The sequence below is a fragment of the Cryobacterium algoritolerans genome (assembly GCF_004402785.1).
In the GTDB taxonomy this organism is placed as follows: Bacteria; Actinomycetota; Actinomycetes; order Actinomycetales; family Microbacteriaceae; genus Cryobacterium; species Cryobacterium algoritolerans.
In genome coordinates, this window is record NZ_SOFP01000045.1 from 1 (window position 1) to 23,953 (window position 23,953).

Annotated in this window: 24 protein-coding genes and 1 pseudogene; 11 read left to right on the forward strand and 14 right to left on the reverse strand. The window is 67.9% G+C overall.

Annotation, left to right across the window (positions count from 1 at the left end):
* From E3O19_RS08100 to E3O19_RS18560, 3 genes and pseudogenes are all read right to left on the reverse strand, one after another.
* Window positions 1–441, reverse strand: a pseudogene (locus tag E3O19_RS08100) (hypothetical protein); the annotation flags it as partial.
* A complete protein-coding gene (gene pyrE / locus E3O19_RS08105; protein WP_134566834.1) occupies window positions 441–989 on the reverse strand; it encodes an orotate phosphoribosyltransferase in 549 nt (182 codons plus the stop codon). The gene pyrE and the pseudogene E3O19_RS08100, both read right to left, overlap by 1 nt.
* Window positions 990–1,053: 64 nt before the next feature.
* The gene (locus E3O19_RS18560; RefSeq protein WP_255453676.1) at window positions 1,054–1,176 is read right to left on the reverse strand and encodes a hypothetical protein; all 123 of its coding nucleotides are present in this window, start codon (window positions 1,174–1,176) and stop codon (window positions 1,054–1,056) included.
* Between the two features lie 136 nt (window positions 1,177–1,312).
* Between E3O19_RS18560 and E3O19_RS08110 the strand changes: the two genes are divergently transcribed.
* On the forward strand, window positions 1,313–2,284 hold the full coding sequence (locus E3O19_RS08110) for a LysR family transcriptional regulator (protein WP_134566835.1): 972 nt from the start codon (window positions 1,313–1,315) through the stop codon (window positions 2,282–2,284).
* Window positions 2,285–2,418: 134 nt separating this feature from the next.
* Here the strand turns inward: E3O19_RS08110 and E3O19_RS08115 are convergent, their stop codons facing one another.
* The 6 genes from E3O19_RS08115 to E3O19_RS08140 form a co-directional block, all read right to left on the reverse strand.
* Window positions 2,419–3,918, reverse strand: coding sequence for a CoA-acylating methylmalonate-semialdehyde dehydrogenase (locus tag E3O19_RS08115; RefSeq protein WP_134566836.1), 1,500 nt, complete (start codon window positions 3,916–3,918; stop codon window positions 2,419–2,421).
* A gap of 200 nt (window positions 3,919–4,118) precedes the next feature.
* Window positions 4,119–5,444, reverse strand: a complete 1,326-nt coding sequence (locus E3O19_RS08120; protein ID WP_420898595.1) for an aspartate aminotransferase family protein — start codon at window positions 5,442–5,444, stop codon at window positions 4,119–4,121.
* Window positions 5,445–5,546: 102 nt separating this feature from the next.
* The gene (locus tag E3O19_RS08125) at window positions 5,547–6,383 is read right to left on the reverse strand and encodes an ABC transporter substrate-binding protein (protein ID WP_134566838.1); all 837 of its coding nucleotides are present in this window, start codon (window positions 6,381–6,383) and stop codon (window positions 5,547–5,549) included.
* Between the two features lie 392 nt (window positions 6,384–6,775).
* Window positions 6,776–7,792, reverse strand: a complete 1,017-nt coding sequence (locus tag E3O19_RS08130) for a TIGR03842 family LLM class F420-dependent oxidoreductase (protein WP_134566839.1) — start codon at window positions 7,790–7,792, stop codon at window positions 6,776–6,778.
* 13 nt (window positions 7,793–7,805) lie between these two features.
* Window positions 7,806–9,251, reverse strand: coding sequence for a dihydropyrimidinase (gene hydA / locus E3O19_RS08135; RefSeq protein WP_134566840.1), 1,446 nt, complete (start codon window positions 9,249–9,251; stop codon window positions 7,806–7,808).
* A 50-nt stretch (window positions 9,252–9,301) separates the two neighbouring features.
* Window positions 9,302–10,180 (reverse strand): nitrilase-related carbon-nitrogen hydrolase, encoded by an 879-nt coding sequence (locus E3O19_RS08140; RefSeq protein ID WP_134566841.1) that lies wholly within the window; start codon window positions 10,178–10,180, stop codon window positions 9,302–9,304.
* A 191-nt stretch (window positions 10,181–10,371) separates the two neighbouring features.
* On the opposite strand from E3O19_RS08140, the gene E3O19_RS08145 reads away from it, so the two are divergent.
* The 6 genes from E3O19_RS08145 to cofD all read left to right on the forward strand — a co-directional run bounded on the left by E3O19_RS08145 (window position 10,372) and on the right by cofD (window position 15,955).
* Window positions 10,372–10,767 (forward strand): GntR family transcriptional regulator, encoded by a 396-nt coding sequence (locus E3O19_RS08145; protein WP_134566842.1) that lies wholly within the window; start codon window positions 10,372–10,374, stop codon window positions 10,765–10,767.
* Window positions 10,743–11,648 (forward strand): aminotransferase class I/II-fold pyridoxal phosphate-dependent enzyme, encoded by a 906-nt coding sequence (locus E3O19_RS08150; RefSeq protein WP_166804518.1) that lies wholly within the window; start codon window positions 10,743–10,745, stop codon window positions 11,646–11,648. Before E3O19_RS08145 ends, E3O19_RS08150 begins: the two co-directional genes overlap by 25 nt.
* Window positions 11,649–12,016: 368 nt before the next feature.
* Window positions 12,017–13,033, forward strand: coding sequence for a putative F420-0 ABC transporter substrate-binding protein (locus E3O19_RS08155; RefSeq protein ID WP_134566844.1), 1,017 nt, complete (start codon window positions 12,017–12,019; stop codon window positions 13,031–13,033).
* 17 nt (window positions 13,034–13,050) lie between these two features.
* Entirely contained in the window at window positions 13,051–14,136 is a 1,086-nt protein-coding gene (locus tag E3O19_RS08160) for a putative F420-0 ABC transporter permease subunit (protein ID WP_134566845.1), read from the forward strand.
* The gene (locus E3O19_RS08165; protein WP_134566846.1) at window positions 14,127–14,963 is read left to right on the forward strand and encodes an ABC transporter ATP-binding protein; all 837 of its coding nucleotides are present in this window, start codon (window positions 14,127–14,129) and stop codon (window positions 14,961–14,963) included. Before E3O19_RS08160 ends, E3O19_RS08165 begins: the two co-directional genes overlap by 10 nt.
* Window positions 14,960–15,955 (forward strand): 2-phospho-L-lactate transferase, encoded by a 996-nt coding sequence (gene cofD, locus E3O19_RS08170; protein ID WP_134566847.1) that lies wholly within the window; start codon window positions 14,960–14,962, stop codon window positions 15,953–15,955. Before E3O19_RS08165 ends, cofD begins: the two co-directional genes overlap by 4 nt.
* 96 nt (window positions 15,956–16,051) lie before the next feature.
* On the opposite strand, the gene cofC is transcribed toward cofD, so the two are convergent.
* Genes cofC through E3O19_RS08185 form a run of 3 tightly spaced genes read right to left on the reverse strand, consistent with a single transcriptional unit; the run spans window position 16,052 to window position 18,704 of the window.
* Window positions 16,052–16,756: a 2-phospho-L-lactate guanylyltransferase gene (gene cofC, locus E3O19_RS08175; RefSeq protein WP_134566848.1), complete on the reverse strand. Its 705-nt coding sequence runs from the start codon at window positions 16,754–16,756 to the stop codon at window positions 16,052–16,054.
* On the reverse strand, window positions 16,753–17,700 hold the full coding sequence (gene cofE, locus E3O19_RS08180) for a coenzyme F420-0:L-glutamate ligase (RefSeq protein WP_134566849.1): 948 nt from the start codon (window positions 17,698–17,700) through the stop codon (window positions 16,753–16,755). Before cofE ends, cofC begins: the two co-directional genes overlap by 4 nt.
* Window positions 17,701–17,702: 2 nt before the next feature.
* The gene (locus E3O19_RS08185; RefSeq protein ID WP_134566850.1) at window positions 17,703–18,704 is read right to left on the reverse strand and encodes a TIGR03557 family F420-dependent LLM class oxidoreductase; all 1,002 of its coding nucleotides are present in this window, start codon (window positions 18,702–18,704) and stop codon (window positions 17,703–17,705) included.
* Between the two features lie 149 nt (window positions 18,705–18,853).
* Here E3O19_RS08185 and E3O19_RS08190 point away from each other — a divergent pair, with 149 nt between their 5' ends.
* Window positions 18,854–19,690, forward strand: coding sequence for an exodeoxyribonuclease III (locus E3O19_RS08190; protein ID WP_134566851.1), 837 nt, complete (start codon window positions 18,854–18,856; stop codon window positions 19,688–19,690).
* A gap of 78 nt (window positions 19,691–19,768) precedes the next feature.
* Window positions 19,769–20,407: a putative antibiotic biosynthesis monooxygenase gene (locus E3O19_RS08195; RefSeq protein ID WP_134566852.1), complete on the forward strand. Its 639-nt coding sequence runs from the start codon at window positions 19,769–19,771 to the stop codon at window positions 20,405–20,407.
* A 650-nt stretch (window positions 20,408–21,057) separates the two neighbouring features.
* Here the strand turns inward: E3O19_RS08195 and E3O19_RS08205 are convergent.
* Window positions 21,058–21,738, reverse strand: a complete 681-nt coding sequence (locus E3O19_RS08205) for a VOC family protein (RefSeq protein ID WP_134566853.1) — start codon at window positions 21,736–21,738, stop codon at window positions 21,058–21,060.
* Between the two features lie 63 nt (window positions 21,739–21,801).
* Here E3O19_RS08205 and soxR point away from each other — a divergent pair, with 63 nt between their 5' ends.
* Complete coding sequence (gene soxR / locus E3O19_RS08210) at window positions 21,802–22,275, forward strand: redox-sensitive transcriptional activator SoxR (protein ID WP_134566854.1); 474 nt, start codon at window positions 21,802–21,804, stop codon at window positions 22,273–22,275.
* Between the two features lie 134 nt (window positions 22,276–22,409).
* Window positions 22,410–22,649 (forward strand): hypothetical protein, encoded by a 240-nt coding sequence (locus tag E3O19_RS08215; RefSeq protein ID WP_134566855.1) that lies wholly within the window; start codon window positions 22,410–22,412, stop codon window positions 22,647–22,649.
* 799 nt (window positions 22,650–23,448) lie between these two features.
* Here the strand turns inward: E3O19_RS08215 and E3O19_RS08220 are convergent.
* Window positions 23,449–23,925 (reverse strand): hypothetical protein, encoded by a 477-nt coding sequence (locus E3O19_RS08220; protein ID WP_134566856.1) that lies wholly within the window; start codon window positions 23,923–23,925, stop codon window positions 23,449–23,451.
* Window positions 23,926–23,953 lie beyond the last annotated feature (28 nt).

Below are 23,953 nucleotides of genomic sequence, written 5' to 3' on the forward strand. Positions count from 1 at the left end.
GGGGGTGTGCCCGGCAGCACGGGCGGGGGTCGGGGTGGCGGGCCTGAGGTCGGCCGACTGGGCGGGCGCGAGCGGCTCGGCCCGCTGGCCGATTCCGGCCGAGGGCACCGGGGTGGCGGGACGAGGCACCGAGGCGGCCGGGACCGGCGCGGGGGTCGGAGCGGATGGCCGCTCGGGGGTGGCCGGCGACACGGGGGGAACTGCGACATCCGTCGATGTCACGTGGGGATCGGTCTCGGTGGTGGGCTTCAGGCCCCAGAGGAACCCGGCGGTCTTCGGGGCAGCCTCACCGGGCGCAGGCTCGACGGGGACTGCCTTCGGACGGCGGGGCGCGCCCTTGCGGGGGACGAATTCGTCGGGGCTGGCCGGCCTGGCTCCGCCGCCGAGTTGGGACGCGAGCCAGTCGACTCCGTCTTCGCCCTGTCCGTCCTTGTCGGGCATCAGCGCAGCCCCAGGTCCTCAAGGCCGATCGCTGCATAGTAGGGGTAGCCGGCTGCTTCGATCACTTCGCGAGCACCGGTGTCGCGGTCGACGACCACGGCGACGGCGGCGATGATGGCGCCGACCTTGAGCAGCGCCTCGATCGCGGCGAGCGGGGATCCGCCGGTCGTGGAGGTGTCTTCGAGCACGATCACGCGCTTGCCCGCGAGGTCGGGACCCTCAACTTGGCGGCCGCGGCCGTGGTCCTTGGGCTCCTTGCGCACGACGAAGGCGTCATAGGCAAGACCGCGGGCAACCCCCTGGTGCAGGATCGCGGCGGCGACAGGATCAGCGCCCATGGTCATGCCGCCGACGGCGGCCACGCCAGGGATCCCAGCGATGAGATCGATCATGACTTGACCGATCAGCGGGGCAACCCGGTGGTCGAGGCTCACCTTGCGGAGGTCGACGTAGTAGCTGGCTTTCTTGCCGCTGGTGAGGGTGAAATCACCGTGGAAAACGGCCTCGGCCGAGATGTGGTCGATGAGCTGCTTGCGAGTGTCTTTCACAGTCCAACTTTAGGCCATCGACAAGTTGCCGGAACCGTATCGTTCCCGGCTGTGCCCCGGGTGCTCAGAAGCTGCGGACCAGCTTGCGCTCGGGCAGGCGACGGTAGCCGTCTTTCTGCACGTCGACGACGACGGCGGCAGCGGAGGAGAGAACAATGAGAACGAGAACGGCGAGGAGAACGAACACGGTCGTACCTTTCGTGAATGGGGGTTTGTGTCGGGGAGACGGAGGCACCATTGCACGAGTTCGACGTGTTAATTCCACCACGACAAACAGTGCAGCACAATCGCATTGTTCTGCACTGAGTGTGTAGCTTTGCTACATGGATGTACAGAGGCTCGAATTGCTCAGGGAATTGGCCGAACGTCGCAGCATCACGGAGGTGGCGCGGGCAACCCATCGCACGCCGTCGGCGGTATCGCAACAGCTCAAGGTGCTGGAGCGGGAGGCCGGATTGCCGCTCACCGAGCGCAGCGGTCGTGGCCTGATTCTGACGGATGCCGGACGCGCGCTGGCCCGCAGCGCGACCGACGTCGCGGTCGCGCTCGCCCGCGCCAACGCGGTGTGGGACGAGTTCCGCAACCACGTTACCGGCGAGGTGAGCCTGGTCACCTTCCCGACCGCGGGCGAGATGCTGCTGCCGGGCGCGCTGCAGCAGATCGCGGGGGTGCCGGGCCTGATCGTCAACTGCACCGACAAGGACCCGGAACTGAGCGACTTCCCTGCGCTCACCGCCGACTTCGATATCGTGCTCGCCTACAGCCTGCGCGGTCAGCTGCCCTGGGGAGGGAGGGGACTCACCGTGGTTCCCCTGATGACCGAGCCGCTCGACGTGGGCCTGCCGGCCGACCACCGCCTGGCCCCCCGGGCCTGGATCGGACCGGCCGACGTCGTCGGCGAGACCTGGATAGGCGCGCCGGATGGCTACCCGTTTGAACGCATCCTGCACCAGATCGAACAGCAGGGCGGCGGCCAGGCACTGGTGGCGCAGCGCTTCGCGGACATGCGGCTGATCGAGGCGTTCGTGATGGCGGGCCTCGGTATCGCCCTGGTGCCGCGCTACACCTGGGGTGGCGACCAGCCGGGCAAGCTCGTGCTCAAGCCGCTGCGTGGAGTCGACGCCGAGCGGCAGATCGTGGCGCTGATGCGCCCCGATCGCGCCGAACGTCTCGCGGTGCGCACGGTCGTCGACGTGCTGCGGGCCGAGGCCGAACGGGTCCAGGCCGAGCACACCGCATCCGCCCCGCCCTCCTCCTCCTCCTCCTCCTCCTCCTCCTCCTCCTCCTCCTCCTGACCGCCCTGAACCCTGACTCCCGGCCGCGAGAGTGCACTATTCGCCCTTATCGCGGCGCCGAGGGGGCGAAAAGTGCACTCTCGCGGTCGGGTTTGGCGGGAGGTGGGGGAACTGAGGGGCGGGCTCGGGCTGGGCTAGGCGTTCTGGGGGAAGCCGAGGTTGATGCCTCCGTGGCTGGGGTCGAGCCAGCGGCTGGTGACGGCCTTCTCCCGGGTGTAGAAGGCGATCCCCGCCGGACCGTACGCCTTCGCGTCGCCGAAGAGGGAGTCCTTCCAGCCGCCGAACGAGTGGTAGGCCACCGGCACCGGGATCGGCACGTTGATACCGATCATGCCGACCTGCACTTCGTTCTGGAACCGCCGGGCCGCGCCGCCGTCGTTGGTGAAGATCGCGGTGCCGTTGCCGTAGCGGCTGCGGTTGATCAGGGTGAGCCCCTCGGCGTAGCTGCCGACCCGCACGATTGACAGCACCGGGCCGAAGATCTCGTCGAGGTACACATCCGAGTCGGTGCTGACCCGGTCGAACAGGGTCGGACCGAGCCAGAAACCGGATGCGTCACCGTCCACGTCGATGCCGCGCCCGTCCACGACGATCTCGGCCCCGTCGGTGCGGGCCACGTCGATGTAGGAGGCGACCTTGTCCCGGTGCGCCTTCGTGATCAGCGGCCCCATGTCGCAGCCGCGCATGCCGTCACCCACTCGGAGTCCCTTGAGCCGCTCGGTGATCTTCGCGACCAGTTCATCGGCGACCGGTTCGACGGCCACCACGACGCTGATGGCCATGCAGCGCTCACCGGCGGAGCCGAATCCGGCGTTGACCGCCGCATCCGCGGCCAGGTCGAGGTCGGCGTCCGGCAGCACGAGCATGTGGTTCTTGGCCCCGCCGAGGGCCTGGACGCGCTTGCCGTGATGCGCCGCGGTCTCATAGATGTACTTCGCGATCGGGGTGGAGCCGACGAAGGAGATCGCCTGCACGTCGGGGTGAACGAGCAGGGCGTCCACCGCCTCCTTGTCACCGTGCACGACGTTGAGCACGCCGGCGGGGAGGCCGGCCTCGGTCATCAGGGCGGCCATCCAGTTCGACGCCGACGGGTCCTTCTCGCTCGGCTTGAGCACCACGGTGTTGCCCGCCGCGATCGCGATCGGGAAGAACCACAGGGGCACCATCGCCGGGAAATTGAACGGACTGATGATGCCAACGACGCCGAGCGGCTGGCGCAACGTGTAGACGTCGACGCCGGTCGACACGTTCTCCGAGTACTCGCCCTTGGTCAGGTGCGGCATGCCGAGGGCGAATTCGACGACCTCGAGCCCGCGCGCGATCTCGCCGAGGGCATCCGAGGTCACCTTGCCGTGTTCGGCGGTGAGGATGTCGGCCAGCTCGCCCTTGCGCGCGTTCAGCAATTCGCGGAAGGCGAACATGACGCCCTGGCGCCTGGCCTGGGAGGTGTCCCGCCACGCGGGGTAGGCGGCCTGCGCCGAGGCGACGGCGGTGCCGACGTCGACCGTGCCGGCGAGGCGCACGTTCCTGGCCACGGCGCCGAGGGCCGGGTTGAAGACCGGCGCGGTGCGGGTCGAGATCCCGCCGAACGGCGCCCCGTCGATCCAGTGGGTGATTACGGGCAGATCAGTCATTGTCCTTCGTTTCTCTTCGTCGTGTGGGGGATCGTGGTGGTGACGGGCGAGATCTGGTCTTGACCGGCTCGACCACCGATGGAAACGGGGGTGGTGGTGACGGGCCAGGCTTGGTCTCGACCGGCTCGACCACCGGGGGAAACGGGGATCGAACGCGTCGGGCATCGGTCAGGGCAGGCTCGACCACCGGGGGCAGGGGGTCAGAGGAGGTCGAGGCCGAGGACCTCGTCGTAGATGGCGAGGGCCTCGGCGACCTCATCGTCGGTGACCACGCAGGGCGGCACGACGTGGATTCGGTTGTCGACGAGGAAGGGCAGGAGGTTGCGGGCGAGTAGCTCGGTCTTGATCCGGCTCATTACGACGCCGCTCAGCGGCGCGCGGGTGTCGCGGTCGGCCACGAGCTCCAACGCCCAGAACACGCCCTCGCCGCGAACCTCACCGATGATCGGGTGTTTTTCCCGCAGCGCCGCGAGGCCCGGCGCGAGCCGGTCACGCCCGATCCTGGCCGCGTTGGCGACGATGCCCTCATTCTCCATGGCGTCGAGGGCGGCCACAATCGACGCCATCGCCAGCGGATGCCCGCTGTAGGTGAGTCCGCCGGGGAAGACCGTGGTCTCGAAGTCGTTCGCGATCGACTCGGAGATGATCACGCCACCCGTGGGCACGTAGCCGGAGTTGACGCCCTTGGCGAAGGCGATCAGGTCGGGGGTCACGTCGTAGCCCTCGAAGGCGAACCACCGTCCCGTGCGTCCGAAGCCGGCCATCACTTCGTCGAGGATCAGGAGGATCCCGTAGCGGTCGCAGAGCGCGCGCACCCCGGCAAGGTAGCCGGGTGGCGGCACGAGCACCCCGGCCGTACCGGGGATCGATTCGAGTAGCACGGCCGCGATCGTGGTCGGCCCCTCGCTCTGGATCACACGCTCGAGGTGGCGCAGCGCCCGCACCGATTCCTGCTCGGGCGTCGTCGCCCAGAACTCGCTGCGGTAGAGGTACGGGCCGAAGAAGTGAACGTGCCCTCGTGCGAATTCGTTCGGGATGCGCCGCCAGTCGCCGGTCGCGACGATCGCCGCGCCGGTGTTGCCGTGGTAAGAGCGGTAGGTGGAGAGCACCTTGTCCCGCCCGGTGTGGAGGCGGGCCAGCCGGATCGCGTTCTCGATCGCATCCGCCCCGCCGTTGGTGAAGAAGACCTTGTTGAAGCTAGCCGGGGCGCGGTCGACGATGCGCTTGGCGGCCTCGCCGCGCATCAGGTTCGCGGTCGCCGGCGCGACGGTGGCGAGCGTGCCGGCCTGGTCGATGATCGCCTGGGTGACTGCCGGATGCTGGTGGCCGATGTTCACGTTGACGAGCTGGCTCGAGAAGTCCAGGTAGCTGCGCCCGTCGTAGTCCCAGACGCGGGACCCCTTACCGCCCGCGATCACCAGCGGTTTGAGGGCGGCCTGCGCCGACCAGGAATGGAAGACGTAGGCCCGGTCCAGCTCGAGGGCAGCGTCGTTCGGGCTGGCGGCGGTGGTGTCATTCACGAATATCGTGGTCTTTCTCTGCGTTGAGTGAAGGAAATGCGTGGAGTGAAGGTTGGTGCGGAGAGGGGCCGGGCGGCCCGATGGACCACCCGGCCCGATGGGGCGAGCCTACTCGCCGCCCTCCCCCAGCGTGACCGTGATCGGTTTCCAATCGGCGCCGATCACGTCGACGCCGTCCCTGGTCAGCTCGTCGAGCGCCTTCTGCACGTACTCATTCGAGTAGGCGGTCTTTGGCGGTTCGGCCGTGATGATGGTTGCGCCGGTCTCGTTCTTGGTGTTCATCGCGATCTCGACGATGTTCTTCCAGGCGGCCGCGTCGATCAGGCCGACCCCGTTCATGGACGTCCAGATCAGCTTGTTGACCTCGTTGGTCATCCAGAGCTGGTGTCCTGCGGGCAGTTGCGATCCGGCCGCGGTGACGATCCCGGCCGCCTTGTCCGGGTTAGTTGCCGCGTAGATCCAACCCTTGATCGACGCCTTGATGAACTTGACCGTGTTGGCGGCGTAGTCCCTGTCGGAGGCGAGCTTGTCGGCGTCGGCCCAGATCCCATCCTGCAGCATGGCCGTGCCCTCGTCGTTCCAGTGGATGACGTTGAGGTCGGAGGGCTGGTATAGCTCGCCCGGCTTCGGGTTCTGTGTCTCGAGCACCTGGGCGTATTCGTTGTAGGTCATGGCCTGGGCGGCGGCGATGTCCCCGGAGAGGAAACCATTCATGTCGAAGGACTGCTGCACGAGTTTGATGTCGCCCACCCGCACGCCGCTCTTCTGCATGCCGGCGAAGAGCTCCCATTCGTTGCCGAAGCCCCAGCTGCCGACGTTCTTGCCCTTGAGGAGCGCCGGCGCGGTGATGTCCTTGTCCTTGAACGAGATCTGGGTGGTTGCGCTGCGTTCGGATATCTGGGCGACATCGGTGATTTTTGCGCCCTGCTCGATCGAACCGAGCACCTTGGGCGCCCAGGAGCCGCACGAGTGGGGCCAGGGCGATCAGCGGAACGGACTGGCTGAGGATGATCCAGGGCAGCACGGCCGCCTCGACCAGCCCGAACCGCTGCATCAGCAGCGAGAGAGAAAGAGAGAGCGCGAGTCCGACGCTGACGCCGACGCCGACGCCGACGCCGACGAGCCAGCCCACCGCGGAAATGCCGAGCGTGAACAGGGAGGCGCCCAGCACGGCCCGCCAGAGCAGCACGGCGTTGCCGGCGCCGGTGACCGGTTCGAGCGCCCGGGCGGCCATCACCCAGAGGTGCGGCATGGCCAGGTCGCTGGGTGCGGGGCAGCATCGTGACGCCGGCGCGCACGGAGCGGCCCTCGCCGGGATCGGGGCGAGACAGCCTTGGTCACAGCTTTGCGACGATCGGGTCGGTGAGGGCGGGGATCACGGTCTCCCCGTAGACGCGCAGGGTCTCCTCCTTGTTGTCGTGCTGGAGGTAGCCGGCGAACTGGTCGACGCCGAGGTCCCGCAGCGCCTGAAGCTTCACGATGTGGTCCTTCGAGGTGCCGAGCAGGCAGAACCGGTCGACGATCTCGTCCGGCACGAAGTCGGCGTGCGTGTTGCCGGCGCGGCCATGCTGGTTGTAGTCGTAGCCGCTCCGGCCGGCGATGTAGTCGGTGAGGGCCTTGGGCACGGGCGATTCCGTGCCATACTTCGCGACGATGTCGGCGACGTGGTTGCCGACCATGCCGCCGAACCAGCGGCACTGGTTGCGCATGTGCTCCCAGTCGTCGCCGATGTACATCGGCGCGGCGACGCAGACGGAGATCGACGCCGGGTCGCGTCCCACGTTCGCGGCGGCATCCCGCACCGTGCCGATCATCCACTCGGCCACGTCGAGGTCGGCCATCTGCAGGATGAAGCCGTCACCGACCTCGCCGGCGAGCTTGAGCGCGAGCGGGCCGTAGGCAGCCACCCACACCTCGAGGCTGGAGCCAGTGCTCCAGGGGAACCGGAGGGTGGCACCGTTGTGCTCGACTGGCCGGGAATTGGCCAGCTCACGGATAACGTGGATCGATTCGCGCAGCGTCTTCAGCGTGGTGGGAGCCCCGTTGGTGACCCGCACCGCGGAATCGCCGCGGCCAATGCCGCAGATCGTGCGGTTACCGTACATCTCGTTCAGGGTCGCGAAGGTCGACGCCGTCACGGTCCAGTCTCTGGTGGCCGGGTTGGTGACCATGGGGCCGACCACGATCTTGCGGGTCTCGGCGAGGATGCGACTGTGGATCACATACGGCTCCTGCCAGAGCAGGTGCGAGTCGAACGTCCAGACGTGGCTGAAGCCGTGCACCTCGGCGAGCTGGGCGAGGTGCACGACGCGGGCCGACGGCGGGTTGGTCTGCAGTACCGCTCCGAAATCCATGCTGTTCCCTGCCCTAGATGAGGTACTGGCTCAGGCCGCGCTTGACGAACCGGCCGTCGCCCCTGGCCCCGAGGTAGCTGTTCTCAGCGATGACGACCTTGCCGCGGGAGAGCACGATGTCGACGTGACCGTCGATCTCGTAGCCCTCCCAGGCCGAATGGTCCATGTTCATGTGGTGGCTGCGCCCGGTCGGCTCGCCGTTCTCGTCGGTGCCGTAGCCGATGGAGGTGTGGCCGTTGGGGTCGTAGACGACGATGTCCGCGTCCGCACCGGGCTGGATCACGCCCTTCTTCCCGTAGAGGCCGAACATGCGCGCCGGCGTGGTTGAGGTGATCTCGACCCAGCGTTCGAGCGAGATCCGGCCGGTGACAACGCCCTGGTAGAGCAGGTCGAGGCGGTGCTCGACCGAGCCGATCCCGTTCGGGATCCTGGAGAAATCGCCGACGCCAAGGTCCTTCTGGCCCTTCATACAGAACGGACAGTGGTCGGTGGAGACCAGTTGCAGGTCGTTCGTGCGCAGGCTTTGCCAGAGGTGGTCCTGGTGCCCCTCGGCCCGGGAGCGCAACGGGGTCGAACACACCCACTTGGCGCCCTCGAAGCCTGGGGCGCCGAGGTTCTCCTCGAGCGAGAGATAGAGGTATTGCGGACAGGTCTCGCCGAACACGTTCTGGCCGTTGTCGCGGGCGGCCGCGAGCTGAGCCACGGCCTGTTTGGCGCTCACGTGCACGACGTAGAGCGGGGCCCCGGTGAGGTTGGCGAGCATGATCGCCCGGTGGGTGGCCTCCTCCTCGAGCTGCCAGGCCCGGGCGATGCCGTGGTAGTAGGGGGCGGTCTTGCCCTCTGCCAGTAGCTGGCCGACGAGCACGTCGATCGCCGGCCCATTCTCGGCGTGCATCATGGTCATCAGCCCGGTCTCGGCCGACTTCTGCATCGCCTTGAGGATCTGCGCGTCATCCGAGTAGAAGACGCCCGGGTAGGCCATGAACAGTTTGAAGCTCGAGACGCCCTCGGCGAGCAGCCCGTCCATCGCCTGCAGCGAGTCCGCGTTGAGGTCGCCGATGATCTGGTGGAACGCGTAGTCGATCGCGCAGTTGCCTGCGGCCTTCTCGTGCCATGCGGCGAGGCCGTCGAAGACCCGCTGGCCATAGCTCTGCACCGCGAAGTCGATGATCGTGGTCGTTCCGCCCCACGCGGCCGCGCGGGTGCCGGTCTCGAAGGTGTCGGATGCGGCGGTGCCGCCGAACGGCAGCTGCATGTGGGTGTGCGCGTCGATCCCTCCGGGTATCACGTACTTGCCGATCGCGTCGATCACCCGGTCGACGGATGCCGCGAGGTCGAGGCCGAGCAGCGTTGACCCGGGCGCGAGCACGGCCGCGATCGTCTCCCCGTCGATGAGCACGTCGGCGAGGGACGAGCCCGTCGCGCTGACGACGGTTCCGTTGCGGATCAAGGTCTTCATTGCCTACTCCTGTCGTCGGTGGTCGAGCCTGTCGAGACCCGGTGGTCAGCTCACGGTTCGACGAGGGACCCGTACGAGTCCGGTCGGCGGTCGCGGTAGAACTGCCACGAGTTGCGCACCTCGCGGATGATGCCGAGGTCGAGGTCGCGGATGACGATCTCCGTGGCATCCGTCGACGCCACCTCGCCGACGTAGTTGCCGCGCGGGTCGACGAAGTAGGAGCTGCCGTAGAAGGTGACCGCCTCGTCGCCGAACTCGCGGCTCTCGGTGCCGATCCGGTTGTTCGCCCCGATGTAGTACTGGTTGGCGACCGCGGCGGCCGGCTGCTCGAGCTCCCAGAGCCGGTTGGAGAGGCCGGGCTTGGTGGCCGAGGGGTTGAAGACGATCTCGGCGCCGTTCAGGCCGAGCACCCGCCAGCCCTCGGGGAAGTGCCGGTCGTAGCAGATGTAGACGCCGATCCGGCCGACCAACGTATCGAAGACGGGGTAGTCGCCGTTGCCGGGTCGGAAGTAGAACTTCTCCCAGAACTGGGGCAGGTGCGGGATGTGGTGCTTGCGGTATTTGCCGAGGTAACTGCCGTCGGCGTCGATCACGGCGGCGGTGTTGTAGAGCACGCCGGGCTGTTCCTCCTCGTAGACCGGGAGCACGATCACCATCTTGTGCTCCGCGGCGAGCCTCTGGAACCGCTCGACCAGCGGGCCGGGAACGCTCTGGGCGTAGTCGTAGTACTTCGGGTCCTGCACGGTGCCGAAGTACGGGCCGTGGAAGAGCTCCTGGAAGCAGATCACCTGTACGCCGGCCTCGGCCGCCGTGCGCACGAATCCCTCGTGTTTGACGATCATCGATTCCTGGTCCCCGGTCCAGTCGGTCTGCGTGATGGCGGCCCGCACGACGGTGCGCGTGTCGGTGCTGCTGATGTCCCCGGTCATTCTCTGCCTCCACATCAAGCTCGGCGCTGAGCTGGCCCAGGGGCCGGGAGACGCAGCGCCGAATCAGTTGAGTCGAATCGGACTGCGTTGTCCGTATTTGTTACTCTTCGACGTAAACATTTCAGTTCTGTTTCTGTGTGTGACGCACGCGTGATCATCCTGTCGCCCCAACCAGCCGGAGGCAAGGGGTCATGCAAACCGTTACCGACGAGGTCGAGAAACGCACTCCCGCGGGGATCGCGACCGCGCTCGGCCGTCTGATCAGCTCGGGCAGGCTCGCCCCCGGCGACCGGCTGCCCACCGTGCGGGCGCTGGCAGCGGCCCTGGCGGTGAGCCCGGCGACGGTCAGCCACGCCTGGCAGGCGCTCTCCGCGGTGGGGCTGATCGTCTCCCGCGGGAGCAGCGGCACCTTCGTGCTCGAGGCCGCTCCTCGCGGGCTGCCGGTCCGCAGCCAGTCGATGGCCGGCTATCACCGCGGGGCCTGTCCAGGGGCACGCCTGACCCGCTGCTCCTGCCCGATCTCGGGCCGGCGCTCTCCCTGGTCTCCCAGCGGGCCGCCACCGTGGTGTACCAGGAGCTGCCGGTGATCCCGGAGCTGCTCACGGTGCTGCGTGCGTCCTGGCCGTTCCCGGCCGAGTCGATCACGGTCGTCGACGGCGCCCTCGACGCCATCTCCCGCAGCCTCGACGCGGTGGCCCGTTTCGGTGACCGGGTCATCGTGGAGGATCCGGGCTTCCCGCCGTTCTTCGATCTGCTCGACCAGATGGGCATCGAGCGACTGCCGGTGCCGGTGGACGAGCACGGCATCGTGCCTTCCGTGTTCGCTGCCGTCCTCACCCGGTCGCCGGTCGCGGTCATTCTGCAGCCGCGCGCTCAGAACCCGACGGGGGTCTCGATGCCCGCCGCCAAGGCCCAGGCGCTGGCCAGGCTGCTCAGCGCGCACAAGCTCAACGCGGACACCGTCGTGATCGAGGACGACCACTCCGGCGAGATCAGCGTGGCCCCCGACATGAGCCTGGGCCGCTGGCTTCCCGGCCGCGTGCTGCACGTGCGCAGCTACTCCAAGTCGCACGGCCCCGATCTGCGGGTCGCCGCGCTCGGCGGGTCGGCGGCACTCGTGGACCGGATCGTGGCCGGACGAATGCTGGGGCCTGGCTGGACCAGCCGGATTCTGCAGTCGATCCTGCATGACCTGCTCACCCACGGCGACAGCATCGCCCAGATCGGCGAGGCCAGGCGGATCTACGTCGCGCGGCAGAAGGCCCTGGCCGAGGCGCTGACGGCGCTCGGGTGGCCGACCGGGCAGGCGGACGGCATCAACACCTGGCTTCCGGTGGCCGACGAACGGGATGCCATCGTTCAGTTGGCGGACTCGGGCATCCGGGTGGCAGGAGGTGCGCCATTTGTGGCCGCGGACCGCCGGGAGGCGTTCATCCGGGTAACCGGCGGGAGGCGTTCATCCGGGTGACCGGCGGGCGTTCCAGGGCGACGTGACGGAGGTCGCGCAGGCTCTCGCTGCCGTGCTGCGCCGCCCGGGAGCCGGCGAAGACCCGTCCGCGCCCGGTGCGCGCCCGCTCGAAACGAGATGGGCCTAGGCTGGATCCAGACCGCCGGTTGGCTCTGACCGGTCGTGCCAACCCTGACTTGGGCGGCAGGTCCCCCCCACACACACTCCCCGCTCCCTTCTCCCTGCCGCCCCCGGCTCCCCGCTCCGCCGCCCCCTCTCTGGCCGCCTCTGGCCGCGAGAGTGCAGTTTTTGCCCCTTCAGCGTCGCTGTGGGGGCGAAAAGTGCACTCTCGCGAAAGGGCGGTGGCGGTCTTGAAACATAAGGTTTTCATGAACCGTCGAAGTGTTCTTTTTGGTGTCGCGGGTGCGGCATCCGTTGCCTTGTTGCTGGGCGGATGCGCCGGGGCCGGCGGCACCGCCGGTGCCGCCGGAGGGGCGACGGGTTCCGCGCCCGCCGGGGGCTACCCCGTCACGCTCGACAACTGCGGGACGAGCGTGACCGTGGCCGCGGCGCCGAAGCGCATCGTCACGATCAAGTCGTCGACCACGGAGCTTTTGCTCGCTCTCGGCCTGGGCGACCGCATCGTCGGCTCGGCGTTCCTCGATGGGCCGCTGCCGACTTCCCTGGCCAAGGCCGGTAAGGGCCTCAACGTGGTCAGCGACTTCGTGCCGGGCCGGGAGGCCGTGCTGGCCCTCACGCCCGACTTCGTCTACGGCGGCTGGGAGTCCAACTTCGCGGCAGACGGCGTCGGCGATCGCGGCCAGCTCACGGGGCTTGGCATCGGCAGCTACGTCTCGCCCGCCGCGTGCAAGGGCGCCGGCTACATGCCCGACCCTTTGAGCTTCGACTCCGTGTTCGCGGAGATCACCGAGGCCGGCGCCATCTTCGGCCGGGCGGATGCCGCCGACCGGCTCGTGAAGGCGCAGGAGAAGGCGCTGGCCGACCTGGCCCCCGCCGACACGAAGACCACGGCGCTCTGGTACTCCAGCGGCACCGACAGCCCCTACGTCGGCGCCGGGATCGGCTCGCCCGCGATGATCATGAAGGCCGCCGGCCTGACCAATGTCTTCGCCGACGTGCACGATACCTGGACCTCGGTGGGCTGGGAATCCGTGATAGCCGCGAACCCGAGTGTGATCGTGCTCGTCGACGCCACCTGGAACACGGCCGCATCCAAGATCGCCACGCTCGAGTCGAACCCGGCAACCCAGGGGCTGGACGCCGTGAAGAACAAGCGCTACATCGAACTGCCGTTCGCGGCCACCGAGGCCGGCATCCGCAACGTGGAGGCCGCCGGGTCGACCATCGACCAGCTGGCCGCGCTCGACAAGCAGAAAACCAAGTAGTCGGGACACCGCGTGAGATGGCACACCTTGACTGGGGACACACCGTGACTGCGGCCGGACGGACCGCGACCGGGCGGGCGGCGGCGGCGCGCGGGCGCTACCTCGGCCTCGTGGCGGCGTCGACCCTGGCGCTCCTGTTCGTCTGCGCGGTCGCCGTCGCCTTCGGCCCGGCCGACGTTAGCCTCCGGGACGTCCTCGCGAGCGTCGCCTGGCACCTGGGCCTGCCCGGCCTGGCGGATGTCTCGCCGCTGACCGACTCCATTGTCTGGCAGCTTCGTCTGCCGCGGGTGCTGACCGCGGCCGCGGTCGGCGCCGGGCTCGCGCTCTCCGGCGCCGTGATGCAGAGCGTCACCCGCAACCCGCTCGCCGACCCTTACCTGCTCGGCCTGTCCAGCGGGGCGTCGCTCGGCGCGGTCTGCGTCGTCATCCTCGGCGTCGCCTTCGCCCTGCCGGTCGCGGCTTTCCTCGGCGCACTGGCCGCCCTGGTCGCCACCCTGAGCATCGCCAGGGTCGGTGGCACCATCACCCCCGGCCGGGCGGTGCTCTCCGGGCTTGCGATCGCCCAGCTCGGCGCGGCCGGGACATCCTTCGTCATCTTCTGGTCGGCGAAGGGCGACTCCTACCGTGAGATCCTCAACTGGCTGCTCGGTTCCCTGGCCGGCAGTTCCTGGACCAGCGTGCTCATCTCCGGCACCGCGCTCGTTGTCGTCGGCACCGGGATCGTGCTCGCGGCCACCCGGCTGGATGCGTTCGCGTTCGGCGACACGGCCGCGGCATCGCTCGGCATCAACGTCAACGCCACCCGGTGGGCGATGCTCGGCGCGGTAGCCCTGCTCACCGGGGCCATGGTCGCCGTCAGCGGGGCGATAGGTTTCGTCGGACTGATCCTGCCGCATCTCGTTCGCGGGCTGAGCGGACCCGGCCACCGCAGGCTGCTGCCGCTGACCGTGATCTTCGGCGCACTGTTCCTCGTCGTGGCGGACACCCTCGCCCGCACGGTCTTCGACCCCCGCGAACTGCCCGTCGGCATCATCACCGCGATCATCGGCGTACCCGTCTTCATCGTGCTGATCAAGAGCCGGAGGGCCGCGACATGGGCGTGAGGCTGGATCGGGTCTCGTTCCGGATCAACGGAACGTCCATCCTCGACGACGTGTCAGCGCAGCTGCCCACCGGTTCGGTGACCGGGCTGCTCGGCCCCAACGGCGCCGGCAAGTCCACCCTGCTCCGGCTCGTCGCCGGCCTTGACACCCCGGACAGCGGCCAGGTCGAACTCGACGGCGCCGCGCTGCACAACCTGACCCGCCGGGAGACGGCGCGCCGGGTTGCCCTGCTCGAGCAGAATGCGGCGCCGAGCGTCGACCTGTCGGTGCGCGAGGTCGTGCTGCTCGGCCGCATCCCGCACCGCAGTCGGCTGCTCGGCGGTTTCGGCGGCGAGGACGATCACCGGGTGGCCGAGGAATCCCTGGCCATGGTCGGCGGCAGCGCACTGGCGGCCCGACTGTGGCACACCCTCAGCGGCGGGGAGCAGCAGCGGGTGCAGATCGCCAGGGCGCTGGCACAACGCCCGAGCCTGCTGCTGTTGGACGAGCCCACCAACCACCTCGACGTGAGCGCCCAGCTGGGCCTGCTCGGCCAGGTGCGGGCGCTCGGGCTGACCGCGATCATGGCCCTGCACGACCTGAACCTCGCGGCCGCGTATTGCGACCGGATCCTGCTGCTGCACCGCGGCCGGCTCGTCGCGGTCGGCACGCCCGCCGAGGTGCTCGTGCCGGAGATCATCGACGAGGTCTATGGGGTGGACAGCGACATCGTCGCGCATCCGCGGGGTGGGCATCCGGTGATCGTGTTCTGCGCCGTCGCGGACCCCGCGCACCCACCGCAGGCGAGAAAATCGTCGAACGACCCGGAAACAGGCAGCAGCAGATGACGAATATCACCGTTTTGGCCGGTGGAATCGGCGGCGCCCGCTTCACCCGCGGCCTGCTGCACCACCTGGCGGCAGCCGCCCCCGACACGACCGTCTCCGTGATAGTGAACACCGGCGACGACATGTGGCTCGATAGCCTGCGCATCTGCCCCGACCTCGACACCGTGATGTACACCCTCGGCGGCGGCATCAACGAGGAACAGGGCTGGGGCCGGTCGGAGGAGACCCGGCGCACCTCGGCCGAGATCGCCGCCTATGGGCGAGGCTGGTCCTGGTTCACCCTCGGCGACCTCGACCTTGCCACCCACATCGTGCGCAGTGACCTGCTCCGCGGCGGGGCCACCCTGAGCGAGGCGACCGAGTTCCTCTGCCGGCGCTGGCAGCCGGGCGCCCGGCTGCTGCCGATGAGCGACCAGCCGGTCGAGACCCACGTGCGCCTCGATGCCGCGATCGACGAGCACCGGGCCGGCGACCTGATCCACTTCGAGGAGTGGTGGGTGCGCTACCGCGCCCAGGTCGACGTCACCGAGTTCGTGCAGGTCGGGTTGGAGCACGCGGCCCCGGCCCCCGGGGTGCTCACCGCCCTCACGGAAGCCGACCTGGTCATCCTGCCGCCGTCGAACCCGGTCGTCTCGGTGGGCACGATCCTCGCCGTGCCCGGGATCCGCGAGGCGCTCCAGGATACCGCCGCGCCGGTCGTGGGGGTGTCACCGATCATCGCGGGGTCCGCCGTGCGCGGCATGGCCGATGCCTGCCTCCGCACGATCGGGGTGGAGACCGCGGCCGAGGCCGTCGGCCTGCACTTTGGCTCCCGCGCCTCGGGGGGCGTGCTCGACGCCTGGCTTGTGGACGAGACGGATGCCGCGGCCGTTCCCGTGCTGGCGGCCGCAAGCATCCGCTCTGCCGCCGTGCCGCTCTGGATGCGTGACCTGGCTTCGACCGCCCGGATCGCGGCGGATGCGCTCACCCTCGGTCGCTCCGCTCGACCCTGAGGCGGGTGCGCTCATCCCCCACCCGTACGGAAGCGCGGGAAAAGGTGACGGCATCGCGGCTCGACCGGTCCCGGATCCCCGGACCGTCAACGCCCGTCAACGCCCGTCAACGCCCGTCCGGTCGCCGGCGACGAGCGGACGGGTGTACTGCCCGAGACCGAGACGCCCGGCGACGAGCAGGTCGAAGGCGGTGTCGACGTCGCTGCGGATGCCGGTGGCCGGCGGGATCTCCAACGGCACGTACCCGGCGGCCTCGTGCGCCGCGCGGGAGCCCGGCCCGAACCGGGGCTCGACCGGTACCCCGGCGAGCGCGAGCAGGGTCGTCGTCCCGGTGCCAGCTGCGTCGGGCACCATCGAACGCTCGTGCTCCGCGGCCAGGGCGAAGACTCGCTCGAGATCCGCGGGAGTGAGGGCCGGGAGGTCCCCGGTCAACACCAGCAGGTTCGACAGCGGGAACCGTGTGCGCGCCACCGTCAGTCCTCGCCGGATCGCCGCGTTCATCGGGTCCGCCGGCATCCGGGGCTCCCCGGCCGGCGGCTCCCCGGCCGGCGACTCCCCGGCCGGCGGCTCCCCGGCCGGCGGCTCCTCGGCCACGACCTCCGCGCCCAGTGCCACGAGGCGCGCCGCGATCCGCTCATCGCCGGTCACCACGAGCACCCGCTCGATGCCACGAGTCGCGAGCGCGGCCGCGACCGTGTCGAGAGCGAACGCGTCCGCGAGGAGAGCCCGTTCGGGCAACTCGCCCAGTCGGCTCTTCGCCCCCGGGTTTCCCTTCACCGGGACGACGGCGATCCAGCTCATTCGGTAGCGGTCGGGTCGGGTCGATCGGGCGCGCCGGGCCCGGCGCTGGTGCCGGTGCCGGTGCCGGTGCCGGGCGTGCCTGGCGTGCCGGGCCCGGTTCTTCCGGCGTCGGCGAGCGCCGCAACACGTCCCGCGTGAAGGCCCGCCGTGTACCCGGCCGCGAAACCCTCCGCGATCGCCTCGGCTGTCCCCAACCGGAACATGTCGTTCTCACTTGGTCGCCGCAGTGCTGCTGCACCGGCACCGGCACCGAAATCTGCACCCGCGGCCCCAGCCCCACCCGGTTCCCTCGCCTCGACCAGTCGGCCGAGCCCGCGCACGACGGCGACCGGGTTGCCGCTCGACTTGCCCTTCACGAGGTCAGCCGCGCCCGCGATCTCGTCGGCGACGGCGGCGACCGTGACGTCCAGGCGGCGGCCGGAGGCATCCGTCGTGCCGCGCAGGTCGTCGAGCACCGCAACCCCGGCCGCGCCGATCGCGATGTCGGTCTGGCCCTCCCGCCACGGGCGCCCGACGGTGTCGGTGATCAGCACACCGAGCCGCAGCCCGGTGCGCGCTCGCAGGGCGACGCAGAGGGCTCGGGCGGAGGCATCCGGGTTGACGGGCAGCAGCAGCACCGTGCCTTCAGGGGTATTGCTCGCGTCGACGCCGGCCGCGGCCATCACGAGCCCCTGCCGGTTCTCGACGATGCGGGTGACCCCGCCCGGGTAGGCGCGGGTCGCGACCACCCGCACCGTCTCGTCGGTGATCGCCTGCTCCCGGTCGGTCGCGGCGACCTGCCTGCCCTCGGCCTTGGAGACGATTTTGCTGGTCACAGCAAGGATATCGCCGTCTTCGAGTCGTGATCCGGCCGCGGCGGCGATGAGCGCGGCGAGGTCGGCGCCCGCCCCGATCTCGCCGATGCCCTCGAGCGTGAAGACGTGGATTCCGGTGGGTCCGGGCATCGCTACCGCACGAGTTTCGGCAGCACGGCTGCGCCGAACACATCGATCCACTGGCGCTGGTTGCGCCCCACGTTGTGCAGGTAGATCCGGTCGAAGCCGAGGTCGACGAACTTCTGGATGTAGGCGCGGTGGTCGTCGGGGTCGGCCGAAATGATCATCCGGCCCTCGAAGTCCTCCGGCCGCACCAGCTTCGCCATCTGCTCGAACTCGAACGGCGAACGGATGTCCCCCTTCGGGAACTTCATCCCGCCGTTCGGCCACTCGTGCAACGCGTTCGTCATCGCTTCTTCGTCGGTCTCGGCCCAGCTCATGTGCAGCTGCAGTACCTTGGGCATGGTCGACGGGTCCTTGCCGGCGTCCCGGGCGCCGTCGTCGAACTTGCCGAACAGCATCGAGATCTTTTCCAAGGGAGCACCGACGGTGATCAGGCCGTCGGCGTGCCGCCCTGCGCGTTTGGCGGTGACCGGGCCGGCGGTCGCGACCAGGATCTCGGGAGCCACCTCCGGCATGGTCCAGAGCCGGGTCGACTCGAGCTTGAAGAACTGGCCGGAGTGCTTGACGTCCTTGCCGGCGATCGACGCGGTGAACAGTTTCGAGATGATCTCGATGGCTTCGAACATGCGGTTGATGCGCTCCGGCGCCTCAGGCCAGTAGCCGCCGACGATGTGCTCGTTGAGGGCCTCGCCGGAGCCGAGGCCGAGCCAGTGCCGGCCCGGGTACATCGACGCGAGCGTGGCCGAGGCCTGGGCGACCATGGCCGGGTGCCAGCGGAAGGTGGGCGCGGTGACACCAGGGCCGAAGTCGCCCTTCGTACGCTCGGCGACCGCGGCGAGCACGCTCCAGACGAATGACGACTGGCCCTGCGCCGGCACCCACGGCTGGAAGTGGTCCGCCGCCATCACGCCGGTGAAGCCGCGTTCCTCGGCGTGGGCCGAGAGCGCAACGGCCTCCGCCGGTGCGAACTGCTCCAGCATCGCCGCGTAGCCGATCTGCAAATCCGTCATGGGTCCACCCCTGCCTTCTGGTCGTTCCTCAATCCTGCCATTGCCGTCTCCGAGTATTCCCGTTCCGGTCGAGAGTGACCGGCGCAACGGCCAGACTGAACCGGAACCGGTGCCCAGGCGGCCCGGCATCCGTCAAATAGGCTGGGCGCATGCGCATCGCCACCTGGAACGTCAATTCGATCCGAGCCCGCGTCGACCGGGTCGTCGACTGGATGGTGCGCGAGGACATCGACGTGCTCGCGCTGCAGGAGATCAAGTGCAAGCCGGAGCAGTTCCCGGCACGCCAGTTCGAGGAGGCCGGTTACGAGTTGGCCATCCACGGCCTGAGCCAATGGAATGGAGTCGCGTTCGCCAGCCGTCACGAGCTGACGGATGTCGCCACGACCTTCCCCGGGATGCCCGGTTTCCAGAAGGGCGAGGAGGGTCCCGGCCTGCCGCTCGAGGCGCGCGCACTCGGCGCCACCGTCGGTGACCTGCGCCTGTGGAGCCTGTACGTTCCGAACGGGCGCTCCCTCGACGACCCGCACTACGCCTACAAGCTGGACTGGCTGGCCCGGCTCGAGGAGCATGCGCGGCTGGAACTCGCCGCGAACCCTCACCTCGCACTGGCCCTGATGGGTGACTGGAACGTCGCCCCGCGCGACAGCGACGTCGGCGACCCCACCCTGGTCCCCGGGGTCTCGACGCACATTTCGCCGCCGGAGCGCGCGGCCTTCGAGGCCTTCGAAGGCGCGGGCCTGCACGACGTGGTTCGACCGCTGGTTCCGGAGGGCTTCACCTACTGGGACTACAAACAGCTGCGATTCCCGCGCAACGAGGGCCTGCGGATCGACTTCATCCTCGGCTCGCCAGCGTTCGCCGATCTGGTCACCGGCGCGAGCATCGACCGCAACGAGCGCAAGGGCGACGCGCCGAGCGACCATGTGCCCGTCGTCGTCGAACTGGCCCTGGACGACGAGGACGACGACCGTCCGATGATCTTCTAACCGGCCTTCCAGCCAATGGCAACGAGCCGGAAATGAACCGGCAACGGTGGGAGCGGACGCAGCGGCAATACTGGAACCATGTCTTCCGTGCCCCCGGGGAACGCCGCCGGAGCGCCACCAGCGCGCCCAGCGTCCTCCATCACCGTGTCCGTCACCCGCCGGGTCGAGCCCACCCGAATCCAGGAGGCCACCCACTGGGCCCAGCAGGGTATGGACCTGGCGAGCAGCTTCCCGGGTTTCCTCGGCTCCGGCTGGGTGCGCGCCACCGCGGACTCGCTGAGCTGGCACATGCTCTACCGCTTCGCGAACTCCGACCTGCTGGACGCCTGGGAAGGCTCCGCGGAACGGGCACACTGGCTGATCGACGGCCACGATCTCATCCTCGACGCCCGGGTGGAGAAGCGCACCGGCATCGAGGGCTGGTTCGACGCCCCCGTCTCCGATGATGACGACGCTACGCCGACCTTCCAACCACCGCGCTGGAAGCAGACCGTGAGCATCGGGCTGGGCTTCCTCCCTTCGAACCTGGCCTTCACCCTCCTCGCGACCTGGCTGCTCCCGGGCTGGCACGACGTGGCCATGCTCCCGAAGATCCTCATCACGACGTTCGTGATGGCCCCGGTGATGACCTTCCTGGTCATGCCGTGGGTCACCCGCGCCCTGCGGCCCTGGCTGAATCGCCAGCCCGCGTCCGGTCCGATCCCATCCGTTCGATAGCCCGTCCGGGACGATTCCCACGCGCTGCATCACGGGGTGACCCGGAGCACCGACAGCGATTGCGCCGCCCCTCGCGTTGCCGCTGGAGATAGCCGGCGCCGACAAGTTCGGCGATGATGCGCTGGACGACACGTTCGGTACTGCTCACAGCGGCTGAACGTTTGTCAACAAACAACGCGTTGAGTATGAATCCAAATTAGCGAATTCTGTTTCACCTATCTAGGTCTAGAATTGGGGTACGGGAGTCATCCGGAGTTCCAATCAGCGCATCGCCCCTCGGCGCCGGCGGCGCAGCCGCTCGTGCTGGACGTCAGTCCGTTGCGCTGGACGTTGACCATTGGGCTGATTCTTGGTCTGTTCGCTCTGGACCTGGGACTCGCCGCCGCTCGTCCCCACGCCGTGAAATTTCGCGAAGCCGCAATGTCCTCGATTCGGTATATTGCCGTCGCCGTCGTCTTTGTACTCAGGAGTGAACTCCCGACGTGATCTTGCCATAGTGAACATTCTCTCTTGTGAGGTGTCCACTCGACGGGGTCAGGGCCACCCGGAACATGTGTGTACCACGCGAAGTATAGCCAGAGCGTACAAGTCCGCCGTTGGCAAGCATTCATGATTCCGTCTCGCAAGCGGTTCCGCTTACGGGCGCAGGTTCAGGACGACGGCCGGATGTGGAGCGTGCCTCCAACGCCGAGCGAGAAAACGCCTGGGCGGTGGCCAGTCGCATCGATAGCGATCGGGCTTGCGGTTGCCAGGCGATCCGTGGTGGGAAACCAGGCGCGGCGGGGACTTACGAGAATCAGCAGGCCGTCCGTGTCGCCCACGGGGCTGAAGGAACTTTCAGGATCGGCACCATACGAAGGAACATCAGCTGCCTCTGTGAGAAACGTGGCTGAGGCCACGACATTGGGTGAGGCAACGCCGACCTCGCTAATGCAAAGGAGGTCGTCGCTGGAAAATGGGCCGGTCGTCGCGTTGTCAAGGTCACGTCGGATGATGAGCTCGAACACCGACCGGTCTGGGCCAGAGAAATAGAGCGAGCGGGCATTCCATCCAGGCGGGCCTTCGAACTCGTCCGACTGCGGCGTTCCGAGAAGCACCGCTCGCTGTTGGAGCCATTGCTTCGCTTCGGCGAACTTGTTAGATGGAATCGTGACCGCGAAGTGGTGGTCACCTTCAGCTTCAGGGTTCTCCACAAGTTCGAGGAGCGTCGTGCCGATTCTCACCCCCACTGCGCCGGGAATACTTTCTGCGCCGAGGCCAAGGACATTCTCGAAGAACTCTGCGGCTGAGCGTGTGTTCCGGACCTGTGCAGAAACTCTTGTGATCTTCATGTTCACCAGTCAAGATGCTCAAGCTAACTTGAGGTCAAGTCGTGCAGGTGGGAGAGTTCCGTTATGCCGCACATCACTCCACTTGAGCTCCTCTCGATCGGCGACCTAGCCAGACGGGCGGGAGTCAGTGTGCCGACCGTTCGCTACTACGAACAGCGCGGCCTCATCCAATCCTCACGAACGGCGGGCAACAAACGCCAGTTTCCCCGCCATACCCTCCGACGGCTCGCCGTCGTAGCCGCGGGCCAGCGCGTTGGCTTGACTCTCCAATCGATCAATGACGCTCTGGCGGAACTTCCCGCAGATCGTGCGCCAACGCAACGCGAATGGCGCCACATGAGCCAGATATGGGCGGTGACCGTCGCTCGACGAATCCGCCAACTGGAGGCGTTGCAATCCTCACTTGACGGTTGTATCGGATGCGGGTGCCTGTCCCTGGGCAAATGCACCTTATTCAACCCCGGCGACGAGGCCGCCGCCGAAGGCCCCGGCTCCCGATGGCTGAGGAGAGCCGATGCCGTCGCTTTCATGCCCTGATGGAAACGGACTTCCCCGCATCCCAACGCCACAATCGAAGTGACCGTACAAGGTCCGGCTTACGTGCAAGGGTCCGCTGTTTCAGCCCGAAAGCGGGGTCGCCGTTGTGGGTCGTGGGGAGGATGCTGGCGGTCATGAAGCTTTTCCGCTATCGCGCCCCGTCCATCCGTTCTTTGACGGGCTACACCGCGGCGAAACGGCGCGTGAAGCGCGGATTGGGAATCTCGCAGGTCCAAGCGTGGACGAAACCAACTCGGGTGAAGCAGCGCGCAAAGGCGAAGCTCGGCTTGTATTCGCCCACGGCGCGTGTCATCCGACAGACAGCCAAAGGCAACTTCCCGAGTTTTCTTGGACTCTTCGGTCGCAAACGCTAAGCCGTAGGCCCGCCTTGCTTCCGGCTTGCGGGCTGACCCACTTTCGCAACGCCATTGGGCGACATCGCCGCCATTGGTGAGGCTTTCGCAAGCAAGTAGGAGGGGCTTTCGGTTCGGCTCATGGCTATCATGAGACGAATTACGGGACCGGCGTTGAGGGGGAACGGATTACAACTCGCAGACTTGCTGTCGCCATGGGGACGGCCGTGCTTCAGGTTCCAATGTTGAGTGCCTGCACGAGCACCCGATGCCGCGCAGAGTAGCTCGACCTCCACGCGGTCCTCAGCGGAACCTTCGACGGCATCCACGTCCATTCCCCAGTCAACTGAGCCGCCGGCCACACCAGGGACGACTCTCGCAACATGGGTCAGCTTGCCCGACACTGCGCTCGGCGGTCCTATCGATGCCAAGGGCGAGGGCCTGTGGATCGCCCTTGACTGCGCGGGGAAGGGGACCGTGACAGTCGACATGAGCGACGGCACGTCGTCCACATTCCAATGCACCTCGGACACAGTGTTGCACTACGGCAATCACTCAAACGAGCCTCACGGACAGTCAACGGTCTCGGTGTCCACGACGGGAAATGTTATCTGGGGACTAACGATCTCGAGCACGCCGCTCACCGACCCGAGTCAGAACTGAGACCAAGCCACTGTGTCACGGACTGGGAGCAAGCAGCAGCACCGACCTGTCTCCAATTCGGTCCGATGGGGGTTCCCTGTGGGCACCCCTACGACTTGGGCTCAGCACAGCTCATTCTCCACGCTCTCCCGAATCTGTCCGGATGCAACGACGCTTCTCAGCCTTTGTGAATCAGGTCTACGATTTTTCGGGCGTTGTCGTCTGGAGAGACGCTGATCTGCACATGATCACCCTCCAACGCTTCCATCACCACGACGGCAGCCTGTATCTCCCCGCCGATCTTAATAATCAGGCGCGCCGAATCCCCGGCTTGGACGGCCTTCACCGTGAGGGCGTTAAAGACCACTGCCCCACCTTCGGTGAACGTCACGTCAACCGCGTTCTGTCCCTCACCTTCGGCGATGGTGGCCTCCTTCACTCCAGCTCGCTCAAGTGCGGATGGGAGAACAACATTCTCGCCATTGACCTGAACGCATTGCGGGTCCGCCCCATCAGCGCACGTCTGCGAGACCGCCAACTCGATCGCTCCCCCGGTATCCGACGCTGTATCGCCGGCGCCAACACCAGCCGAACACCCACTGACGGCCAACACGACAAGTACGACCAGAGCGAGCCTGGGTGTTCGAGAAGCCATGAATATCTTTCCTTTGACGCGGAAACTG